The organism is Nostoc sp. 'Lobaria pulmonaria (5183) cyanobiont', assembly GCF_002949795.1.
GTDB lineage: Bacteria > Cyanobacteriota > Cyanobacteriia > Cyanobacteriales > Nostocaceae > Nostoc.
The window spans coordinates 1,523,797-1,544,687 of the sequence record NZ_CP026692.1 but is presented as its reverse complement, the minus strand read 5'-3'; the positions used below and the strand labels follow the sequence as shown (position 1 = coordinate 1,544,687).

The 20,891-nt window shown below is 42.2% G+C and carries 21 protein-coding genes and 1 pseudogene; 10 read left to right on the top strand and 12 right to left on the bottom strand.

Features of this window, described 5'->3' with window-relative positions:
• Positions 1–128: 128 nt before the first annotated feature.
• Together psaM and NLP_RS06635 are read left to right on the top strand one after the other, a co-directional pair.
• On the top strand, positions 129–218 hold the full coding sequence (gene psaM / locus NLP_RS06640) for a photosystem I reaction center subunit XII (RefSeq protein ID WP_040630342.1): 90 nt from the start codon (positions 129–131) through the stop codon (positions 216–218).
• Between the two features lie 351 nt (positions 219–569).
• A complete protein-coding gene (locus NLP_RS06635; protein WP_104905701.1) occupies positions 570–980 on the top strand; it encodes a hypothetical protein in 411 nt (136 codons plus the stop codon).
• Between the two features lie 219 nt (positions 981–1,199).
• Here the strand turns inward: NLP_RS06635 and NLP_RS06630 are convergent, their stop codons facing one another.
• Positions 1,200–1,919 (bottom strand): tetratricopeptide repeat protein, encoded by a 720-nt coding sequence (locus NLP_RS06630; RefSeq protein ID WP_104905700.1) that lies wholly within the window; start codon positions 1,917–1,919, stop codon positions 1,200–1,202.
• A 405-nt stretch (positions 1,920–2,324) separates the two neighbouring features.
• Here NLP_RS06630 and NLP_RS06625 point away from each other — a divergent pair, with 405 nt between their 5' ends.
• Positions 2,325–2,789, top strand: coding sequence for a hypothetical protein (locus tag NLP_RS06625; RefSeq protein WP_104905699.1), 465 nt, complete (start codon positions 2,325–2,327; stop codon positions 2,787–2,789).
• A 6-nt stretch (positions 2,790–2,795) separates the two neighbouring features.
• The gene (locus NLP_RS06620; RefSeq protein ID WP_104905698.1) at positions 2,796–3,353 is read left to right on the top strand and encodes a glutathione S-transferase family protein; all 558 of its coding nucleotides are present in this window, start codon (positions 2,796–2,798) and stop codon (positions 3,351–3,353) included.
• 167 nt (positions 3,354–3,520) lie between these two features.
• Here NLP_RS06620 and NLP_RS06615 read toward each other — a convergent pair whose 3' ends face one another.
• The 4 genes from NLP_RS06615 to NLP_RS06600 all read right to left on the bottom strand — a co-directional run bounded on the left by NLP_RS06615 (position 3,521) and on the right by NLP_RS06600 (position 5,738).
• Positions 3,521–4,012: a YajQ family cyclic di-GMP-binding protein gene (locus NLP_RS06615; protein ID WP_012411046.1), complete on the bottom strand. Its 492-nt coding sequence runs from the start codon at positions 4,010–4,012 to the stop codon at positions 3,521–3,523.
• A 106-nt stretch (positions 4,013–4,118) separates the two neighbouring features.
• On the bottom strand, positions 4,119–4,517 hold the full coding sequence (locus NLP_RS06610; protein ID WP_104905697.1) for an MAPEG family protein: 399 nt from the start codon (positions 4,515–4,517) through the stop codon (positions 4,119–4,121).
• An 87-nt stretch (positions 4,518–4,604) separates the two neighbouring features.
• Positions 4,605–5,108: a DNA-processing protein DprA gene (locus NLP_RS06605; RefSeq protein WP_104905696.1), complete on the bottom strand. Its 504-nt coding sequence runs from the start codon at positions 5,106–5,108 to the stop codon at positions 4,605–4,607.
• A gap of 84 nt (positions 5,109–5,192) precedes the next feature.
• Positions 5,193–5,738 (bottom strand): PadR family transcriptional regulator, encoded by a 546-nt coding sequence (locus tag NLP_RS06600; protein ID WP_104905695.1) that lies wholly within the window; start codon positions 5,736–5,738, stop codon positions 5,193–5,195.
• 95 nt (positions 5,739–5,833) lie between these two features.
• On the opposite strand from NLP_RS06600, the gene NLP_RS06595 reads away from it, so the two are divergent.
• Entirely contained in the window at positions 5,834–6,352 is a 519-nt protein-coding gene (locus NLP_RS06595) for a DUF4188 domain-containing protein (protein WP_104905694.1), read from the top strand.
• Between the two features lie 41 nt (positions 6,353–6,393).
• On the opposite strand, the gene NLP_RS06590 is transcribed toward NLP_RS06595, so the two are convergent.
• On the bottom strand, positions 6,394–7,488 hold the full coding sequence (locus NLP_RS06590; RefSeq protein WP_104905693.1) for a phosphotransacetylase family protein: 1,095 nt from the start codon (positions 7,486–7,488) through the stop codon (positions 6,394–6,396).
• A 723-nt stretch (positions 7,489–8,211) separates the two neighbouring features.
• Here NLP_RS06590 and NLP_RS06585 point away from each other — a divergent pair.
• Positions 8,212–8,670 (top strand): hypothetical protein, encoded by a 459-nt coding sequence (locus NLP_RS06585; protein WP_104905692.1) that lies wholly within the window; start codon positions 8,212–8,214, stop codon positions 8,668–8,670.
• 144 nt (positions 8,671–8,814) lie between these two features.
• Here the strand turns inward: NLP_RS06585 and NLP_RS06580 are convergent, their stop codons facing one another.
• The 4 genes from NLP_RS06580 to NLP_RS06560 form a co-directional block, all read right to left on the bottom strand.
• Entirely contained in the window at positions 8,815–9,192 is a 378-nt protein-coding gene (locus NLP_RS06580; RefSeq protein WP_104905691.1) for a response regulator transcription factor, read from the bottom strand.
• 89 nt (positions 9,193–9,281) lie between these two features.
• On the bottom strand, positions 9,282–12,650 hold the full coding sequence (locus tag NLP_RS06575) for a PAS domain S-box protein (protein WP_104905690.1): 3,369 nt from the start codon (positions 12,648–12,650) through the stop codon (positions 9,282–9,284).
• 13 nt (positions 12,651–12,663) lie between these two features.
• On the bottom strand, positions 12,664–14,643 hold the full coding sequence (locus tag NLP_RS06570) for a GAF domain-containing sensor histidine kinase (protein ID WP_104905689.1): 1,980 nt from the start codon (positions 14,641–14,643) through the stop codon (positions 12,664–12,666).
• A 654-nt stretch (positions 14,644–15,297) separates the two neighbouring features.
• Complete coding sequence (locus NLP_RS06560) at positions 15,298–15,798, bottom strand: fatty acid hydroxylase (protein WP_104905687.1); 501 nt, start codon at positions 15,796–15,798, stop codon at positions 15,298–15,300.
• Between the two features lie 1,150 nt (positions 15,799–16,948).
• On the opposite strand from NLP_RS06560, the gene NLP_RS34710 reads away from it, so the two are divergent.
• The 3 genes and pseudogenes from NLP_RS34710 to NLP_RS06545 all read left to right on the top strand — a co-directional run bounded on the left by NLP_RS34710 (position 16,949) and on the right by NLP_RS06545 (position 18,396).
• The gene (locus NLP_RS34710) at positions 16,949–17,095 is read left to right on the top strand and encodes a ribbon-helix-helix protein, CopG family (protein ID WP_104909794.1); all 147 of its coding nucleotides are present in this window, start codon (positions 16,949–16,951) and stop codon (positions 17,093–17,095) included.
• Positions 17,096–17,196: 101 nt separating this feature from the next.
• Positions 17,197–17,370: pseudogene (locus NLP_RS35995) on the top strand (IS701 family transposase); the annotation flags it as partial.
• A gap of 156 nt (positions 17,371–17,526) precedes the next feature.
• Positions 17,527–18,396: a DUF5895 domain-containing protein gene (locus NLP_RS06545; protein WP_104905686.1), complete on the top strand. Its 870-nt coding sequence runs from the start codon at positions 17,527–17,529 to the stop codon at positions 18,394–18,396.
• Positions 18,397–18,487: 91 nt separating this feature from the next.
• Here NLP_RS06545 and mltA read toward each other — a convergent pair whose 3' ends face one another.
• Positions 18,488–19,747 (bottom strand): murein transglycosylase A, encoded by a 1,260-nt coding sequence (gene mltA / locus NLP_RS06540; RefSeq protein ID WP_104909793.1) that lies wholly within the window; start codon positions 19,745–19,747, stop codon positions 18,488–18,490.
• A 3-nt stretch (positions 19,748–19,750) separates the two neighbouring features.
• The gene (locus NLP_RS06535; protein ID WP_104905685.1) at positions 19,751–20,005 is read right to left on the bottom strand and encodes a hypothetical protein; all 255 of its coding nucleotides are present in this window, start codon (positions 20,003–20,005) and stop codon (positions 19,751–19,753) included.
• A 317-nt stretch (positions 20,006–20,322) separates the two neighbouring features.
• Here NLP_RS06535 and NLP_RS06530 point away from each other — a divergent pair, with 317 nt between their 5' ends.
• On the top strand, positions 20,323–20,643 hold the full coding sequence (locus NLP_RS06530) for a DUF4278 domain-containing protein (protein ID WP_104905684.1): 321 nt from the start codon (positions 20,323–20,325) through the stop codon (positions 20,641–20,643).
• The last annotated feature ends 248 nt before the right edge of the window (positions 20,644–20,891 follow it).

The window sequence follows — 20,891 nt, the reverse complement described above, 5'->3', positions numbered from 1 at the left end:
AACAAGATATTCCACAATCTTGGCAAAACAAGGAAAAGTAGTAAACGAACTGTTCAAAATCTATTCAGGTTAGGAGGTTTTCAGCCATGCCTATTTTAGATACTCTGTACATCGCTCAGATATCTTCCATCTCAGATACTCAAGTCTACATCGCTCTAGTTGTAGCCTTGATCCCAGGAGTTCTAGCTTGGCGATTAGCCACAGAACTTTACAAATAACGCTCCGATGTGACACAGTTAAAAAGCTAATAATCCTGGCAGTACGGGGTGCAATTTTTAGAAGCTTGTGGTTTCATGCCATAAGTAGCTCGAAACCTTGCACTTACGTAAGCCAGGTTATTTTTTAACTGGTGCAACACTTGTAGCTATTTCAAAAAAATGAAGTAATATGACAGCTAAATCAAGCATTCAGGAATGCTGAGTGCTAATTCAGTTCCAAGTATCGAGTGCTGAGTGCTGAGTGGATTTCCAACTCAGCACGGGCTAAACCCCGGCTACCGCTAACAAAACTCATAACTCAGCACTCTTGATAGTGCTTCCCTTCACTAAGCGAGGTTATCTTTTAGCATCATGAACGCGATTCAACCGTCTAGACCACCGTCACAACCTATACAAAAACGCCGGGTCACTCCTCGAGCAAAGCGGCATCTTCGTCAACGTTCTTACCAGGTGATGGCACTGGAAAGCACAGCCAAAATAGCAGTTAATATTGTGATTACAGCCGTTGCAGCATCTGCCTTAACACAACTCTTGCCTTATCATTGGTTACAGCAGGAAAAGTTGCGAGAAATGAGTACTGAAGTCAAGCTGATGGAAGGACATGTCAATGGGTTGCAGGCAGAATTTAGCCGTAACTTCGATCCGCAACAAGCTAAAAGTATTAGGCAACAACAAGGATACCGATTTGATCCCAGCCAGCGTCAGATTGTGTTGATGAATCAAGATCGCCGACAAGATGAACAAACAGACTCATCACCCTAAGATAAATGGCTAATTTAGGATTATTTAGGTTTATTGTGATTTAGGCTACCTAAAAACCGGGTGTTAATTTATATTATTGCTAAATGGTTAATAGCTTATTTTTGAATAGCTATGTAGTTCTCATCTATTAGTCATTAGCGATACAGCGTCACTAAACTCTAATTCAAAATTAATCAATTATTTTGAATTTTGAATCCCCCAGAAGAACTAATCTACCAACTAGGACGCTGATTCAGATAGCAGTTCGTTTAACCAGTTTTCGAGTTGTAAACGCAAGCGACAACTAGTAATATTTTTATTGTTGTCAAGAGAGAGTAGTTTAGTAAGGGCGCGACGATAATCAGCGATCGCACAATTCCAGTCACCCCAAAGATGGTAAGTCCTGCCGCGTTCAGCCCAGATATGATTTTCTAGTTGACCGAAAAGCAGTGCTACCTCAAAATTCTCAATTGCCTTTTCATATTGTCCCAAATCACGCCAGGTAATGCCTCTGTTAATCCACGCTTTAACATGGCGAGGATTCAAATCAATCGCTTGATCGTAGTCGGCAAGTGCTGCTGCTAATTCTCCACAAGCTGCGTAGTAATTTGCTCGATTGTTATAAGCACTAGCCAAATAGGGATTAAGTTTGAGGGCGGTGTTATAGTCGTAAAGCGCTTTTTGCCTTTCACCACTTTGAAAATAAATTAGCCCCCGGTTGTTGTAATCAACGGCATTGTGGGGGTGGCGGCAGATTAGTTGGCTTAAAAGTGCGATCGCTTCAGTATAATCTCCTTGTTGAGCCAACTTTAAAGCAAAAGAGCGTAAGTAGCTATCCTCGAAAATAGATTCGCTGCGATCGCTTTTCCTTCGATCTGGAACTTTATTTGTAGTATTGAGAACATACTTGTATTGTTTACTTTGCTGGTCATCGTCAGCTAAAAATGAGTGAATATTCATCTTTTCCTACATTAAATCCATGCTTTGTGAAATAAAATTCTAGTTTTTTCCCTCTGGTGGTTTTACCATTGGGTCTACTTTTAAAGTATTTCTGGTTGCTGGAAAGCCATCTCAAGACTGAATTTAAACTACTCACACCAGTAGAAATCTATGCCTTAAATAAACAATTGCTCCTCAAACCTAATCATGGATACTCGATCCCGAAGGTGAATTCCAGAAATAGCAGATGTCAATCTCAAAGACTAGTCAAGTAGTGAGAGCGACAAATTGGTAGAATGCCAACAAGCCGTTATTAGAGAGGGGATGAGGAAGCAGGGGAATCAAGGGGAGAATAATTAACACCCAATGCCCAATGCTCATTCCCCATTCCCTAGATTCAATTTTTAAGTTTTGAGAAATTTCCCGATGACAACTGCAATTTCCTATCCCAATGCCCCTGATTTAGCAACCGATGATTACATTGTTATTGGCTTGGCAACCTGCTTCGTCAAAGAAGATGGAGAAGTTTATCAAATCGAAGTTATCGAGCCGATTCCCTCTGCGGCTTTGGAAGCGCTTTTAAAGGGCATTCCTACCTCCTATAAGCTGGCTCATGCCACAACTTTGGGATCTGTGTTGGATGGCGATTCACAACTGCTGCCAGATGGCTTCCCAGAGTCGGCTCAGTTTGGAGAGGAATTTGTGCCACGGGCATTTGCAGCAGCTCGTACCTACAAGCGTCGTGAATCTGCAAAATCTTTAATTCCCTTGGGTACAAACTACACTGAATTTAAATATTCCATTGAGCGCAAGCGAGTGTTAAACGCCGCTAGAGTTGTCACCAAAGAAGACAATATTAAACAGCATTCTCACACTCACAAAGTTCTTTAAGTAATTATGCTAAAACTTTACGGCGGCGCTCGTAGTCGAGCGTCAATTGTTCACTGGTATTTAGAAGAATTAGAAATTCCCTACGAATTCGTTAAGCTTGATATGCAGGCGGGTGAACATCTCAAGCCTGAATATTTGGCAATTAACCCATTTGGTAAAGTTCCAGCAATTGTTGATGGGGATTTTCAGCTTTGGGAATCTGGGGCAATTTTGCTGTATCTTGCCGATAAGTACAGTAAAACTCCACTTTCACCAGAGGAACGTTCTGTATTTTCTCAATGGGTGTTGTTTGCGAATGCTACCCTTAGCCCAGGGATTTTTGGAGAGGAGAATAGGGAACGGGAAATGCCCCGCTTGTTGACTCCATTAGATGAAATTTTCAGTAGGCAATCTTTTTTACATGGTAATGAATTCACTATTGCTGATGTGGCAGTGGGGTCTGTTCTGAATTATATTCCTATGATACTGAAGCTAGACCTCAGCGCCTATCCAGCAGTGTTGAACTATATGAAGCAGTTATCTAAGCGTCCGGCATTTCAAAGAAGTATTGGTTCTATGGCTTGATTATAGTAGAGGCGCGCAGCTGTGCATAGAATTTAGCTTTAGCGCGCGTTCTTGAGTCGCCCTCATCCCCTAACCCCTTCTCCCTACTGGGAGAAGGGGAACCGGAAAATTTACTTCCCTCTGCCAAAAACGTAGTTTGGAGAGGCAATGCCCACCATGCAAATCTTTTAACGATAATTTGTAAATTGCAAAGCAACTGGGTAGTCTTCTTGTTTTAGCCGCTGCATGACAACTTGCAAGTCATCTTTAGATTTGGCAGAAACCCGCACAGCATCCCCTTGAATTGAAGCTTGTACCTTTTTGAATTCGTCCCGAATCAATTTGGAAATTTGTTTGGCGATTTCCTGACTGATGCCTTTTTTGAGTTTGATTTCTTGACGCACGCGATTACCACTGGCTGATTCAACCTTGCCAAAATCAAAGATTTTTTGGGAGAGGTTACGCTTGGCGGCTTTTTCTCGCAGAATGGTGTGTACAGAATCTAAGGTAAACTCGCTGTCAGTACTAACGTTAATGCTTTCTTCAACTAACTCGACAGTAGTTTCAGTGTCTTTGAGGTCGTAACGACCTTTGATGTCTCGTATAACTTGATCGACAGCGTTAACCAACTCTTGTCGGTCAAAGTCGCTCACAATGTCAAAGGAAAAAGTAGAAGCCATAAAATATTTTGGATTTTAGATTTTGGACTTCGACTTCGCTCAGTCGAACGATTTTGGATTGGGTATTGAGTATTGGGAAAACTCTTCCCCAGTCCCTATGCCCCAATTAACTAGTAGCTTGAATGATGCTCAAAAAGATGAGAGTGGCAGAGCTAGAAATGCCAATGGCAAACATCAGCGATCGCAAAAGGGGTATATTCAAAATATAAAAAATCGAGTATAGGAAACGGCCCACCACAAAGGCGATCGCGGCTACTTGGGCTGTAAAAGAATTTACACTAGTTACATAAGCCATCAATGCGGCTGCGGCAAATATCATAAAGGCTTCAAAGGTGTTCTGATGTGCCCAAGTAGCCCGTTGGGCATAAGGCGGCAATTTATCAAACATGGCGCGAGGAGTAGAAAACATTTCAGATCCAATACGCGCACGGGCATAAGCTACTACCAAAAATGGCACATAAATTAGAACGGCAGCAGCAGCGATCGAGTACAAAAAAATTATCATTACTTATTAGTCGTTGGTTATTAGTCATCAGTCATCAGTCATCAGTCATTAGTCAAATACAAATGACAAAAGACAAATGACAAATGACTAATCAAAGTAGAAAAGCGTCACCACTTTTCTTTGTTCTTCTGCATCTTGACAGGTTTGCAACAGGGTGCCACTGTCGTGAAAAGCAAAGCAGATTAGTTGCTGGCAACGGGAGACAATCTCCTTGTTGCACAAGTAACTAGCTTCCGCCAGAGACAGATTATCATTACTGGGATTTTCGACTAGATGCATTACCTGTTCTAGTTGCTGGCGCGATTCCAAAGGCTGGCGTTCCAGGCTTTGGGGTAGAATCACCGTCAACAAATTTGCATCAGCCCGCGTTGCTCCCTTGATAGCAGCTGAATTTGTACCTGTAGCACCAGAAGTGATGATTCGATTACCCGATAAAACTAGGGCATAAGTCATCATTTCAATAAGATTCTGATGCGTAATCGGCACGTGACGAGAACCCAGCAAGGCAATTCTTTTAGAACCTGTTTGCTGGATTGTCGCCAGTTCTTGCGCTAATGTATCGAGTTTAATAAGGTCTGTTGATTGGCTCAAAGATGGAGATAATCAGACTAAACGACCCAGATATTTTACCAAACAGCGTGTAGATGCGAGGAAAACTTGAGTTAGACATTACTACTAATTTTCAATTGTTTGGTTCAGTAACTCCATTACTTGGTAACACCAAGCTAGCCAATGCGTTTCATAACTAATGCCATTTAGAAGAGTTAAATACTGAAATTTGCCTGTTTCTGGCAGTTCTTGCGGATTTTGAAAGTAACGCTGTTCTAAGTCTTTATACGTAGACAATTTTTTTTGATGGGCGTTTTGGTGATTTTCTAGCTCTGCCAAGATAATTTGCTTAGGAACAATATGACCAGCAAAAATTTTAACTAGCAAATCATCTTTAATTGGTGTGGGTTCACAAGGTTGAGCAATCCACTCTTTGAGGTGCTGTTCTCCCATGTCTGTAACCCTGTAGAGCCTTTTATCTGGCCGTCCTGATTGAAGAATCGACTCGGAACTGATCGATCCTCGATCTTCTAGCTTCGACAACTCCCGATAAATCTGCTGGTGACTTGCTGACCAGAAAAAGCCTACAGAGCCATCGAATCTTTTTGCTAAATCATACCCACTACAGGGTACGTCAACCAGAGCCGCTAATATTGCGTGCGCTAATGCCATAATTTTGAATTCACTACTTGACTTATGCAACTAATTGCATAAGATAAGTTAATATGCAATTAATTGCATATTAACTTAAGAATAAGGAGTGGTATATGCCTCAAGTCATACCGGGACGATTTACAGCCGAAATTGATCAACCCTTTGTTGTGTTTCTGATTGGGATGCGAATTAATAAATTATTCGCTTTTTCCAAATGGATTCCTACAGCTATGGCAATGTCGCCCATGCTACGAAGCCTTAATCAGAATCCCGAAAAAGGGTTTTTAGGGGGAGAAACTTTTGTTTACTGGCGAGGAGTGGGATTGATTCAATACTGGCGCTCGTTCGAGGATTTGGAGCGTTTTGCTAGAAATCCAGCCGATGCACATCTAAAAGCTTGGCAAAGGTTTAATCAAGGTATTGGTGCTGATGGCAGTGTCGGCATTTGGCACGAAACCTATTTAATTGAACCGGGAAGATATGAGGCGGTTTACGGAAATATGCCTATCTTTGGATTACCTGCTGCAACTAAGCATATCCCAGCTATGGGGCGGAAGGAAACAGCCCGCCGTCGCCTGGGAGGTGACGGCGAACCAGCTGTACCATCACCAGCTATACAGCCTCCTAACTGATAACTGAGCATTGATGCTCTTAATAGTTTGAGTTGATGAATCTAAGACAATGCCCCTGCCGGAGTTAAATCTAGTTTGGATAACAAGCGGTCAATGTCAAAATGCTGGGACATCAACTGGCGAATATACTGAACCTTAATCGGCTCGTGGACACGGACTTGACCAAAAGTGCGGTCAACAATTTCTACAGTGGTGAGGGTATCTAAATCAACAGACAAAATGGGTATTTCTAGTTCTTCAGCGCGACTGAGAATGAACGGTGGGGGTGGTAGTTGCCCGGTGAGAATTAAACATTGGGTAGAAGTTTCCAAAGCCGCTTGCTGAATTTCCACCCGATCGCCTCCTGTCACCACTGCCATATTTCGGCGTTTGCGGAAATATTTCACAGCGGAGTTGACATTCATCGCTCCAATTGCCAGACTTTCTACCAACAAATCCATGCGATCGTTGCGACAGAGAACATCAGCCTTTAACTGCTTGACTAGTTCGCCAACACTGACGCTGCGGAGTAAATCGCTATTCGGCAGCATTGCTAGTACTGGAATCCCTTGCTGTTCCAAAAATGGGCGCAAGAGAGTGTCAACTGCTTCTAGTTGGGTGACAGGAATATCATTGATCGCAGCTCCAACCAAGCGATCGCCCAGACGCTGTTTTGCAGCCAATAGCGCCTCAACCGAAAGCAAGGATTTATAGCGGCTTACTAACAGCACACCAGCATCCAATACTTCAGCCATTTGCAGCAAAGACAAGTCAAACAAATTGCCTTCGGACAAATTACCAGGCCCCTCCAGTAACACTAAATCTCCTTGAGACTTATGTAAATATTGCTGTATTAGGGACTGCTGATAATCGGTTTTGTCTTCCCCACGCAAGCGCTTTTGCACATTTGGTTCATCCAAAGCCAGCATTGTAGGTGCAACGCGGTTTTCCGGCAAATTGAGGCTAAGAGCGATGAACTGGACATCTTCCTCAATTACGGTTCCACTAGACGAATTGAAAGACGTACCGAGTGGTTTACCGTAGCTAATATCCAGACCTTTTTGCTGTAGCTGATGAGACAAACCCAGAACAGTTGCAGATTTACCGCTGTAATTCTCGGTCGATCCAATCAGCAAATATTTAGGGAATTTTGGCACACATGCACTCCTAATTTCAAAAGTCAGAAGAACCCAGCTAGGTGTTTCCTAATTCTAGTTCCTTCTGGCAAAAGCCTCTCGCTCTCACAAATTAAGCTTTCCCAGAATTACCTTCTGATTGAACAAACAGGGGCAGGAGAAAGGTTTTCTTTCCTTGTGTCGGCTTTGCTAACTTGTAAGCCTACTCTTGAAGATTTGTGATTACCAACAAATATCATTGCTATAGCGCTTCTAGATATCTTGCAGCATTCTCGATTAACACCATAGCCCGCCCAGAAACACTGCTATCTGTGTTGTCCGTATTTTTAGCGCAAAATTGCGTTTATCAGATATCAATTTAAAGTAAATATAAACTTGTCAATAGTAATATTGAGTAGTTTTTTAATTTATGACTAATCTTATTGACTTACATTATTCTCTTATGGCAGTATAAACAAAATATAAGTATTTCATCTGAAAAAGCCAGAAACTTTATAGATTATAAAGAAAATTTAGTGAGCTTTGAAAATTGCATTATTCGCAAAGCTGAAATCTACTTATGTAATTGATTACGATGACTGGAGTAAAGAGATTTAAAAAATTATATATTGTTCGTTTGCCTCAAAAAACTTGAATATTTTTATTTGAGATTGCAATATATTTTTGATGCATCTATTTTCAAGTCATTAAAGTTAATAACTCTTTTATAAATAAATAACTATTAGAAAACAGGTAAGAACTGAAATGAATACTATAGAAATTAATTCTGTAAAAAATCAATTTATAATTAATCTTTGTCAAGAACTCCAAGATAGTTTAGTTCAAGGTTGGCAAAATTTTAATACAAGTGAAAACGTCAAGATATTTAGTGGTTTTTTTGAATTTATTTTCAGAGCTGGATTTGACGAAAGCCAGTATAGGAGAGTAATACCTAATCCGGCTTATGACAATGCTGCTAGATTAATTGGCAAGCCTTTTTTGGAAGCTGCCAGAAAATATGAAATTCATTTCGATGAAATTTTTCCTGGAAGCTTTTCGGAATCACAAGAAGCAGAAAAGGAAGGTTTTGAAGTTCGCATATTTAAGCTAAAAGCTTTTTACCAAAATAAACCTTTATGCCTATTCTTACTCAAGTTTCCTCATTATCATGAAAAATTTGGCTTTCCACTATCACCAGAATTAGAAATTTTAGAGTTGTATTGATTGCAGGGCAGACCTAACGTCAAGGGAGATAATCAAGGGATAGGGGAATGATTTAGCTTGTCTCCCCCTCCTCTTGTCCTAGAATTCTGAATCTGAGCCAACTAAAAAGCTGCGATCGCAGATGAAAAGCCTTCATAACTTTCCTCACAAACCCAACACCTGCATTGATTTTTCAAGTACTTCTTTGGGGCGAAATGGTTTAGTTAGATACAAGTCTGCACCAACTTCAATTCCTTTTTGTTTATCAAATTCCTGTCCTTTAGCTGTCAAGATGACAATGTATATGTCAGCCATTTGTAGGTCGTTTTTTACAATATGGCAGACTTGCAGACCATTCATTTTCGGCATCATCACATCAAGAAAAACCAGGTTTGGTTTTTCAGTTTTGATGGTTTCGAGAGCTTCTTCTCCATTTCTAGCAGTTAGAAGTTCAACACCCTCATCTTCTAATGCTTCTAAGGCTTGTTCCATCAAAATCAAGATATTAGGTTCATCGTCAACAATTAGAATTTTCTGGGTCATAGGGATTGGTGATTGGAAATTGGAAATTGGGCATTGGGGATTAGATATTAGGGTTAAACTAATTTTTTACCAATCCCCAGTCACAGCGACTATTGTTCGGACAGCATAATAAAAAATACATTTTCCAACTGCTTCTCAAACCGTAGGGTTTTCACCAAATCGGCTTCTTGAGAGAAGATAGAATCAATGATGATCATGTCAGGTTTGGCTGACAGGGCTTTATAAATGCATTCTTGCGGATCGGAAGCTTCAATCACGTTGTATCCCTGAGTTTGCAGTACATCTGCTAGGGTTTTTAAGGCTGACGCATTTTTATCTACAACCAATACCTTTTTACTAGAAGTGCCTTGGTAAAGCAGTGAGCCAATTTCGTTGAGGAGTTTTTCTGTGTCAATGGGCTTGGTGAGATAGCGATCAATCCCAATATGGTAGCCCCGTTCTTTGTTTTCAATAATTGACAGAATAATAATCGGAATGTCTGCGGTTTGAGGATCGTTTTTGAGAACGGCTGCCACATCGAAGCCGTTGATTTGGGGCATCATCACGTCTAAGAGGATCAGATCAGGGCGAGATATTTTGATTTGATGAATTGCATCCATGCCGTCCTTTCCTTCGCGAACATTGTAGCCTTCGTTTTCCAGTTGTTGGCGGAGCAATTCCCGAATGTTAGCATCATCATCTACAACCAAAATGGTTTTACGGTTTTGGTTCAGCACAGCATTTTTGGTGATGACGTGTTCTTTGAGTTGTTTGACTAGCGTATCCAAATTCAGATTAGCAGTGTTTTTTTGGCCGCTGGCGTAGGTGGGAATGATAAACGAGAATATGCTGCCGTTACCTGGTTCACTCTCAACCCAGATTCTACCGCCGTGATGATCGACGATTTGTTTACAGATGGGCAGTCCTAACCCTGTGCCTTTGGGTTTGTCGGTGAGGGTGTCGCCAACTTGGCGGAATTTCTCGAATACTTTCGGCTGGTCTTCAGGCGCAATCCCAATGCCTGTATCAATGACGCTGATGCAAACACCGTCGTTTTCTTGTTTGACGCGGCAGGTGACACAACCAGATTCGGTAAACTTAACGGCATTGGAAATCAGGTTGATTAAAACTTGCAGCAAACGATTGCGATCGCCTACTATCTGAGGCAGTCCAGGTTCAATCTCGCACACCAACTGCAAGCCATTGGTTTCAAATAACCCGGCGGTAGAATTGCTTGCCCAATCCAGTAATTCGCAAGGATCAATCGGCTGCATCTGCCATTCCACTTTACCTGCTTCCATCTTAGCGATATCCAGGACATCGTTAATCAAAGACGTGAGCCGTTCTGCTTCCGACACAATAATGTTGAGATTGTCAGCCACCCGCTTAATCGTTTTCTGAAGTTTGCGGTCTTCGGTAGAAATCATTGGGAAGACATCGGTTTCCAGCTTTTCTTGAATGATCGACGCAAAACCGAGGACAGAAGTCAGTGGCGTCCGCAGCTCATGGGAAACTGTTGAAATGAAATCGGTCTTCATCTGGTCGATTTCCTTTTCTGCCGTCACATCTCGAATCAGCAGTGCCGAACCAAAGCAGGCAGCGAGTTCTGAATCTGCTGTCTTTTTGAAAATGGCGGTTGCCACTGCTTGACCAATGCGTTCTTTGGTGAGTGCAACTTCGGCAGAGAACACCTCTTGGGGATGGGACTGAGTTCGTGCAACTAGGTCTGCTAAACCAGATATCGGCAATTCTCGGTAGTGACCATTGAGGGCGGTAGCTGTCAATTCATACATGGCTAAAAAGGCAGGATTGAAGTGGGTGATTTGTCCTGCGGTGTCTGCCACTAACAAACCATCTGCTAAGTTATCTAAAATGGCATTTAATCCCTGTGCTTCTGCTAGGGTATTTTGCAGGGCAGCCGTCCGCTCTTCAACTCTGGCTTCCAGTTCTTTATTCAGTTGCCGCAGAGCGATTTCTGCTTGTTTGCGGGCAGTGATATCGGTATTAATTTCCAGCACCGCACAGGGCTGACCAGAGATGTCCCGTTGCAACGTCCATCGGCTCTGCACGGTAATCAGTTTGCCTTCATGGGTGAGGTGTTGCACTTCTCCTTCCCAATTGCCTTGCTCTAATAACTCTGCTATAATCTCTTGTTTTGGTTTTGGAAAGGTTTTTTTGATAAATGCGTGAATATATTGGCCTTTTACTTCCTCACGCGTCCAGCCATAGAGCCTTTCGGCACCTTGATTCCAGTACAAGATTTTCTCGCTCATGTCGCGCACAATGATAGCATCGCTAGAATAATTCAACATATCCAATAAACGTTGATTTTCAGCTTCTGTCTGCTTGCGATCGTGAATATCAGTACAGGTGCCAATCCATTCCCGAATGCTGCCGTCTTCTTCCAGGACGGGGGCACCACAGACAGAAAAGTCGCGGTATGTGCCATCCTTACCGCGCAGCCGATATTCGGTTTGGTAGATACCTCGGTTTGCCACAGCAGCATTCCAAACTTCTGTGGATCTAGCGCGGTCATCGGGGTGAATTGGATCAATCCAGCCCCAACCCTCAACTTCAGCTTTGCTCTGCCCCGTATAGTCCATCCAGGTGAGCATTTCACTGCTGATTCCCAGTCCTTCCGGGGTAGCTGCCCAGACGATCTGTGAAGTTGCAGTTACTAACGAGCGATATCGTTCTTTAAGACGCTGATTTTCGGCTTCTACCAGCTTGCGATCCTGAATATCGGTGCAGGTGCCAATCCATTCCCGGACGCTACCATCATCTTCGATGACGGGGGCACCCCAGACCCAAAAGTAGCGATAGTTGCCATCCTTGCCACGAATTCGATATTCAATTTGATACATGCTCAGGTTTGCTACGGCAACACCCCAGGCTTCTCCGGTATAGCCACGATCATCGGGATGTACAGCATCAATCCAGCCCCCATTTTCCGCTTCAGCTAAACTTTGACCTGTGTAGGCGATCCAGTCTGTCAATTCAAAGCAAATTCCTTCTGGTGTGCTGACCCAGATAATTTGCGTGTTAGTTTTGACCAGAGAGCGGTATCGTGCTTCGCTCTTTTTCAAGATTTTTTCGGAGTGTTGACGTTCCTGCTGGACACGCCTGAGGTCGCTAATGTCTTCCACACTTGACCAGATCAGTTGCTCTCCATCTTTCTCAATCATCAGTCCAGAGACCCTGACCGGAACTAGATGCCCGTCTTTGTGGATGAACTCCTTCTCTTCAGGCCCGTAGCGACCAGTCCGTTCTAAATTCTCTAGCACGGCTTGCTCGGCGACACAGTTTTCCGGAGTAATTTGCCAGTAGCTGAGATTGAGGGTTTCTGAAACAGTACGCCCTAAAATGGCAGCATAGGCAGGGTTGATGTTAATTAGTGTCCCATCTGTTCGGCATAGTGCTAGCCCGACGGGACATTGTTCAAATAGCTGACTGTTGTATTCATCAAGTTGCTTAAACATGGTTAAGGTTTCTTTAGTGGCGTATTTGGGTAGGGTTAAAACAACAGAACCAAGACAACAAAGTGGCGTAAAGCTTTAACGAAATTGGGTGGCGTTGAAACATCTGGTAAATTTGATCAGGTGATGCACCTTCCACATCTGGACTGTGCTGTGAAAGTCGCTGGATCAGTTGAGTATGGCGGCTCAACAAATCCGTAGGTTTGAGCATTGGAGCTGTTGATGGAATGAAGCCGTCGGCATCGGGAGTGGGAGATGATTCGGTTGTGTGAATTGGCGAGGCAGAGGTGCAATTGTGTTCTTCAGTAGCATCTACAAATGCACAATTTAACGGGATCTGAATCCAGAATTCTGTCCCTTCACCTGGTTGAGAACGACACTTGAGCATTCCCCCATGTCTGTCCACAACAATTTGGTAGCTGATTGCCATGCCTAGCCCGGTTCCTTTACCAACATCTTTCGTGGTGAAGAAGGGATCGTAAATACGGCGAATTACCTCTTCCTTCATGCCTGGGCCATTGTCAGCAATGCGAATCACAACCCACTGTTGGTCAAGGGCTTTGGTACGAATAGTGATTTGGGGATTGGGGTTTGGGGATTGGGGACTACTTCTAACTTCTGAATTTTCCATACTTTCTTCCAAAGCATCAATGGCATTTGCCAGGATGTTCATAAACACCTGATTCAACTGTCCGGGATAGCATTCAATCAGGGGAAGTTTTGCATAGTCTTTAACGATTTCAATTGCTGGACGATGAACATCGGCTTTCACGCGATGGTGAAGAATCATTAGCGTTCCGTCGATGCCATCGTGGATGTTGACGGCTTTCATTTCAGCTTCGTCATGGCGGGAGAAGTTTTTTAGGGATTGGACAATTTCGACGATGCGACCTGTGCCCAGTTTCATCGAATCTAGCAGTTTGGGGAAATCCTGCATGATAAATTCCAGGTCTATATTGTCTAACTCTGATTCCAATTCTGGAGGAGCAACAGGTAGGAATTTCTGATATTTTTCCAACAGGTGCAACAAGTCTTGGGCGTATTCGGCAACATACTTTAAATTGCCGCAAATAAAGTTAACCGGGTTGTTGATTTCATGGGCAACTCCGGCAATGAGTTGCCCTAAACTTGACATTTTTTCGCTTTGGATCAACTGAGTTTGGGCCAATTGCAACTCATGGAGAGCTTGCTGAAGCCTCTGTGTCTGAGCTTTTGCCTGGACGGCTGCTTGAGTGCTTTGCTCGTAAAGCACAGCTTTGTCAATAGCGATCGCTGTTTGAGAGGCAAAGATACTCACAAGTTTCAAGTGTTCAGCCTTGTATGAGTCAGTTTTGGCCGTTCCAATAGCGATCGCTCCCAGTACCCGCTCCTTAGCTCGCAACGGTACACAAATCATTGCGCTAACGTTTTTTTGCCCCTCTAATCGCGGATCGGCTTGCACATCATTGACCAGTTCTGCCCGGTTGGATTGCACAATGTTGCCAATAATTCCCTTACCCGGTTGCGGCTGACTGCGATCAAAAAACACTCCAAATTCGGCAATGATTTCAAACGCGGTTGCATCTGAACTCAAAAGCAGAATCATCCCCGCAGACGATTCAATTAATTGACCTAATTCTTGAAGCACAAGTTGAGCGATCTGTCGCGTATCTAAACTTGTTGTCAGTTGAGTCGAGATATCGTCAAACAAATCAATTTCTTGGTATCGCTCCAGCAATTCTTTGGCAAGTACTTTCTTCTCAGCTTCCTGCTTTGCCAGAAACGAGAGCAAAGTCGCAAGTAGAGTTGCTTGTTCTTCCCCAACAACCCAACCGATGATTTCTCCTGAAACCTCGATTGGATATCGGTTTTCCACAGTTTGCTCTCCAATGCTAATCAGCTTCGTGCCGTCTACCAGTTCAACATCAATCGCGATGTTGAACTGGTAGATTAAGTTATGAAGGAGAGATGGCAACTCTTTTTTGTTAAGCATCTTTCTGAGGCTAACTGCGGACATGAAACACCTCATCTAGAGCAGGTTGCAAATTTCTAGCAATCAGTGTACATGTGTTTGCGTAGCGCCTCGCAGAGAAACTTACACTGTATTCCAACCTTCTGCCTCCTGCCTCACTTCGACTCCCTTCTCTACGAGAGGCTGCGCCAACGACTAGCAAGAGGGCAAGTCGCTCAGTGACCACCTGCCTCCTGCCTTGTTCAGCGCAGCTATCCATACCCTTTTGCATAAGCAAGCTACGCCTGGCGTCTTCAGAAAAGAGAGGAATTCTCATAAAAATCTAGGGATATAATAATTTACTAATTAAGACTAGTTTTCCCAAAAACATTAGCGATATAACAGCGAAGTGGAACGGTAGCAAATACCTTTAAACTCTTTACCAGAGGCATTTTTCCGTTCTTATAACTCGCTTACTGTTTGATAAGTTCTAGAACAACTATAAACAAAAAAAGATTAATTAGATCAAACCATAGATTGAAATCTATGGTAAATTAATGTCTCTTGTTGCTACTCCTCATAAATTGGGAATTAGCTTTTGAGTATATAGGTGAACGCATTTCTAAGAGTAGAATAATCACCTTGAGTGTACCAAAAGAAGCTGCGATCGCAGCTTCTTTTGGTAATTTTAAAAAGTATTTAGGTAAGCGCTAGTTTTAGTTAGATCCGAGAGTCGCGAAAACGAAGTCTGAGTAATCGCAGCCAGCGCAACCACATTTGTGCAGGTTGTTCAAAGAAGGTGAAAATATCACCGAAACCTAAATTAGTTTTGTGATGATGTAACCAGTGTCTCTCAGGAGTGGTAATAAATAGAATTTGACATAAGATATTTACAGGCTTTGGAGTTTGCCAACCCAGTACACTTATGTGTCTCCACCATACATGAAACTGACCAAGCAGTAATCCAGAGATAACGCCAATGGGAGAGAAAAGCCACAAGACTACTGCTATAAGTACATAAGGTAAAGCTCCCAAGATACCATCTAAAAGAACCTGGGGATTAAAAGTCAAAATAGCATAGTGGCGGAAGTCCTTTTTCCAGGAGTGATGCGTTTTTAAATGAAGGCTACCAAAAACGTGCTCGGGTACATGGTAAAAGAATGTAGATAGAAAATCGCTAAAAAACAGTAATAACCAAGCAACAGCGATAGCCTCAAGCATTTGTACTCCTCAAGAATAGTTAAAAAAACACCACAGAAAATATGCAAAGCAAATGTCATGCTGTGGGCGTAGACACCTAGTTTTCCGCTATTCAAGCAGCCATTTGTGCGTTTCATGTGTCTACGCTCCAGGTAATTAGGTCAGTTGCAGTTTTATGAATTTCCGATCCTTAATGCAGTAAACAGCAACTCGTAAAAACCTCCAATTTAACTTTTAGCTCTGGGTTAATGGTAGTAATACATCTAAAATCCGATAGAAATACAGTATTTTATTATAGTTACTACACAATCTTCTTACTAAGGCATACAGCCTAAGCAAAGGTTGAGTTAAAGTTAGTACAAATTTAGGTTAAGGCTTTCTTCAAGATTGTTAATTCTAAATTCATTGCAATTAGGCTTCAATTATGAATATAATTAGAATTATATAAATAGGTATTCTGCCAACATTCATTGAGTTATCGAAGTGAGAAAAGCAGTTTTATAGTTTAACTGAAAAGCTGTAAAATTGGAACATCTATAATTAATTAGATGCTATAAATGTTTTTTATTAATAGAGTAACAATGTAGCTCTCAATTTGCATTTTCAATGATGAATGAACATTGAAAATACAGGGATAATTTTATAATTTATCTTTTTTGCCAAGTGCATTTAAATTCGCCTATTTTGCTGCACCATTCGCTTGTTCTCGTTGTAGACACTGGCAACTTTGTGCGTCACCTTTCTCCTATGCTCGCTCCTGCGCCTAGCAAGCTACACGCAGCAAACGGGTGGGTATGAGACTTGTGCCTAAGCTAAAAAGAATTAAAAGTTAAACTACAGAGTACCAAATCTTGATTCTTCCTTTATCATTTATAGACAAGTTAGAGCTAATTTGTAAACTAGAGTAAAGTCTTTGTCTCGTCAGGGTTTCAGGAATTTGAGCCAATCAAGCGTTGATTCTCTGAAAGTCATACCCAGCAATAAATTGGGTATCCTTAAGATTTTCTTTACGAATCAGTTCTTAGTAAATCAGTAAAGTACACTTGCAATATTTATTTACAACGTGTCCTATTAAAAAGGTATCTCAGGATATCCAAAATTTAGGTTACTTTCCAGTTGGAAGGTAAAATCAGAATTTGAAGTTATGATTACACGATTTATCTGTTTCAGCATGAACAAAAAATGGGCGGTCAAGCGAATCACTATAAATCTGGCATCAAACGAAGCCAAAAAACTTGAAAAATATTGTGAACAGACAGGTAGACCAGCAACGGATGTAATTAGAGAGATCATTAGAGCCTTGCCACTGACGAAATAAAAGTAGATTTACTAACTATTTCACCTTAGTTCATTTTCAAGATATAAGCATTAAAATTTGGTTTAATTGGAGGTTTTAAATTGAATTTACAGAATTTGAGACGTAAGCGTCGTATTCAAAGAAATCATATTGCTTGCGCTATTTTAGTCTGGCTTAGGCTCAAAGATTTAGCTTATAAAACAGGTCAAACAATCTATCAAATTAAGCATGGATTGCTATCAAATTATTTAGTTCAGCAACTAAAACGTTCGAATGTTCCCATGTTTATCGCCTAGTTGTTTGGCGCGCGGCGCGGTTACACCGCGCCATTGCTTGTGACAGTTGCGTAAGTCCTGTATAATATCAATACGCTTGGGTACATAACTGGCTCTCCTTTCCTCAGCGCCCTGCCGATAAACTTGTTCAATAAAACACTTTGATAGCCTAAAACGATGAAAGCATCTGCTAATTTCGACTTTGAAGACGATAAATTTAATGCACCGCCTTCTCAAGTCCTTCCCTGGTGTCAGATGATTAATCCTCGATATGGCACAGATGGTATGCAATCCCACGGTTTGGCAATTAAGCTGGATAATGCCAATGCTGTCGGCTTTGTGCCAGATGATAATTGGCAGCAAGTAGAGCATGAATTTACCTCTGGAGTCGAAACGGTCTTTATTACCACTACTCCACGCGTGGTTATAGTGCGTCGGGGACCATTGTCTGTCAAAGATCGGGAAAGCGGTCTAAAACTGGGTACGCTCAAAGAGAATTATGATGCTTTTTTAGCCGACAAACTTAAATTTAAAACCTTTACTCGCTATCTAATTTTTATAGTGGGAGAGAATAAAAAGTTTTTACATGAATTCCCATTACAACTAACACTTAATGGTGCTGCCGGAGCAAGTTTCAGCAAAACCTACTGCGAATATCAACAAGGTAAAGTAGTTAGTGGATTCGTTGCTGAACTAGAAAAAGCTTATGCTGTTTATCGCAAGCAACCTTTGACACCAAAAGGGCCATTGTTCCATGCTCACGGGATTTTTTGTCCCATCATTGAGTGTGAAGAAAGAGGTATTGAACCAAATACAGTTTTGGTAGCTTCAACTGTGGACTATAAACATCCTACCGTAGGGACTTTAACGCAATATTTAATTGCTTCCGATGCTCTTGAGTCTGCAATGATTTGTAAGACTTTTGAAGAATACAAAGATTTTGGCAAGGAACCTGTAAAATCAGAAATCCCTAAATTGGCAATGGCAGGAGTTTCCAACTCTTACGTTTATGCTGATGAGGATGATTTTGCTTATCCGCCGTATTAGCTGAGGAGTGGGGAGTGGGCAATGGAGATGAGGGAGCAGAGGAGAATAATTAATAACTAATGCCCAATGCCCCATGTCCCATGCCCAATATCTATTCTTTGAGCAGCAAATAATATAGTGAACCATTACCGCCTGTGACACCAGCGCGATCGCCTGCTAGTTTACCAGATCCCATAAAATAATCTACCCGGCCCGGGCCTTTGATGGCGCTTCCTGTATCTTGGTCAAGTACAAAGCGGCTAACAGTACGATTCTCTAGTTTGCCACTACTGGCAGGATAGGGAAATGAATTGTAAATCAGCGCTAGCGCTCCCGGAGGCATGAGAGACTTATCTGTAGCAATGGAACGTTCTGCTGTCACTGGTACATGAATACTGCCTGTAGCTCCGGTACCACCAGTTTCTTGGAAGAAAATAAATCGTTTCCAGCGCGGTAGATAATTGCTCAACTCCTGGGGTTTTTGCCGGAAATAAGCAGTCATCCGTGGCATTGTCAATCCATTTAGTGGAAGTTTGCCATCTTTGGCTAGTTCTTTGCCGATACTAGTCCAAGGGTAATCAGTTCCACCGGCATAGCCAACTGACGTTGTTTTGCCATTGGTTAATTTAATTTGGGCAGAACCTTGGATATGTACCATGTATGCGTCTAGGCGATCGCGAAACCAAAGCAGTTCTAAACCCCGTAACTTGCTCTTATTCCCTTTTAAACCATCTTTCCCTTCCAAATCAATTCGTTTTGGGTGGGGTTTAGGCCATTGGCTGAAATTAGGTGGTAGCCGATAAAGAGGATATTTATATATTGAAGTCCTGACACGGCTAGCGGTATAAACAGGTTCGTAGTAAGCAGTGAACTTAACAGTACCCTTGCCATCGTTGCCCACAGACTGGTAGAAGACAAACTCCTGGCGGACAGCAGCTTGTAGTTGCGCTGCTGACATAGAACTGACAACCAGTTCGCGGAAACGTAGCAAACTCCGGCGGACCCGATCAAGGGTAATTTCCCGAACTGGATAATTTTGATATGCTGCGATCGCATCACCCTTTGTTAGGTAAAGCAGACTGTTGTCAATAGAAGCTAACAACGCTTTGCGATCGCCTATTCTACCTCTTTGACCCCAAATTTGCTCATCCCAACCCAAGCAAGTCGGCCGGACTGTACAATCGGTTCCGATAGTGATTGGTTTTAGCGGCGGCGTGATCTCAGGAGTGATTGGTATTGGTATAGGTGGAAGATCGGGAGCAGTCGGTATTGGCAACGGCAGTAAGTTAGGAACCTGAGCAACAGCCGACCAGAGAGGATTCACAAGGGCAATTCCTAAACTCAAGGAAAGCAAAGCAAGGGTTTTTCTCATCATTTAGTTGAATCTTTCAACACTGGAACTGAAAATAGGTTCTACCCGGATTGCGATAATCCGAGAAGGGCGTACTACCATATATTCCCCTTGAATATTTTTGATCGGAACGCTAATGAAGTCATTAGAAGCAGATTTTGGCACAAGTTCGCCGCTATACCATTTCTGAAACTCTTGAATAGTAGGAAAACGTACTTCTTCTCGGTGGCCGCTTTCCAGTAGGAGGTATACGGCATATTCATTTGCAGTTCTAGCCATAAAGTTGAATCATTTAAAAAAACATTCAACCCATTGTTAACCACGTAACCCCCGAATGAAAAGGGTAAGCATACGGGAGGTTGCAGCAGGGAAGCAGGGGAAAAGTGAAGTTGCAGTCAGTTTTTCCCCTCTGCCCCTTTGCCTCTTATGCCCAATACCCAATGCCCAATGCCCAATGACTCTTCACTCTAGACGCCTAATCCTTTAAGCAGTTCCTTAAAAAGTGTAAGTTTACATTAGCTCTTGCATAACTCTCTAATCAACTTCTGATAAATCATTGGCATTGTTGAAAAACAGTTATTCAGGAGGCAAAAATTATGAAACTTTACTATCGTGGTCTGAGCTACGAATGCGACCCAAACAAAGTTGGCAGCAAAAAAACAGAACAGCCATTTCGACCAGTTCCTCAAATTGGGCCAGCTTATAATCTGATGTACCGTGGTGTTAACTATCGTGTCGATCCAAATTCCAAATCGGCTAAAGTTCCTCTACCAATAGCTGATAAATTGAGCTTTCGAGGAATCACCTACTTTGTAAATAAAACTCCACTAGGAGAAGTTAGCGTAGTCTCTCAACCAACAACAAATTCAAAAGTTGGGGTACTGCCGATTTCTGAGGAATTAAAGCTTCAACAATAATATGGCTGCAAGCTGATCTGGAGTCTAAAGAGTTATAAACTGGTAGTAGAATTCTCAGAAAACCTTAAAATTTCAGCACTACCTACTTTCTGTCTCAACAAACCTTGCCAAAGCTGGTAATTGTGTCAAGATTAATTTCAGGACTTAAGGCTTGTGACACAATGTTAGGACAATTATTAGACGGACGTTACCAAGTCCTCCAGATATTAGGTGGAGGTGGATTCGGTTAAACCTACATAGCCCAAGAT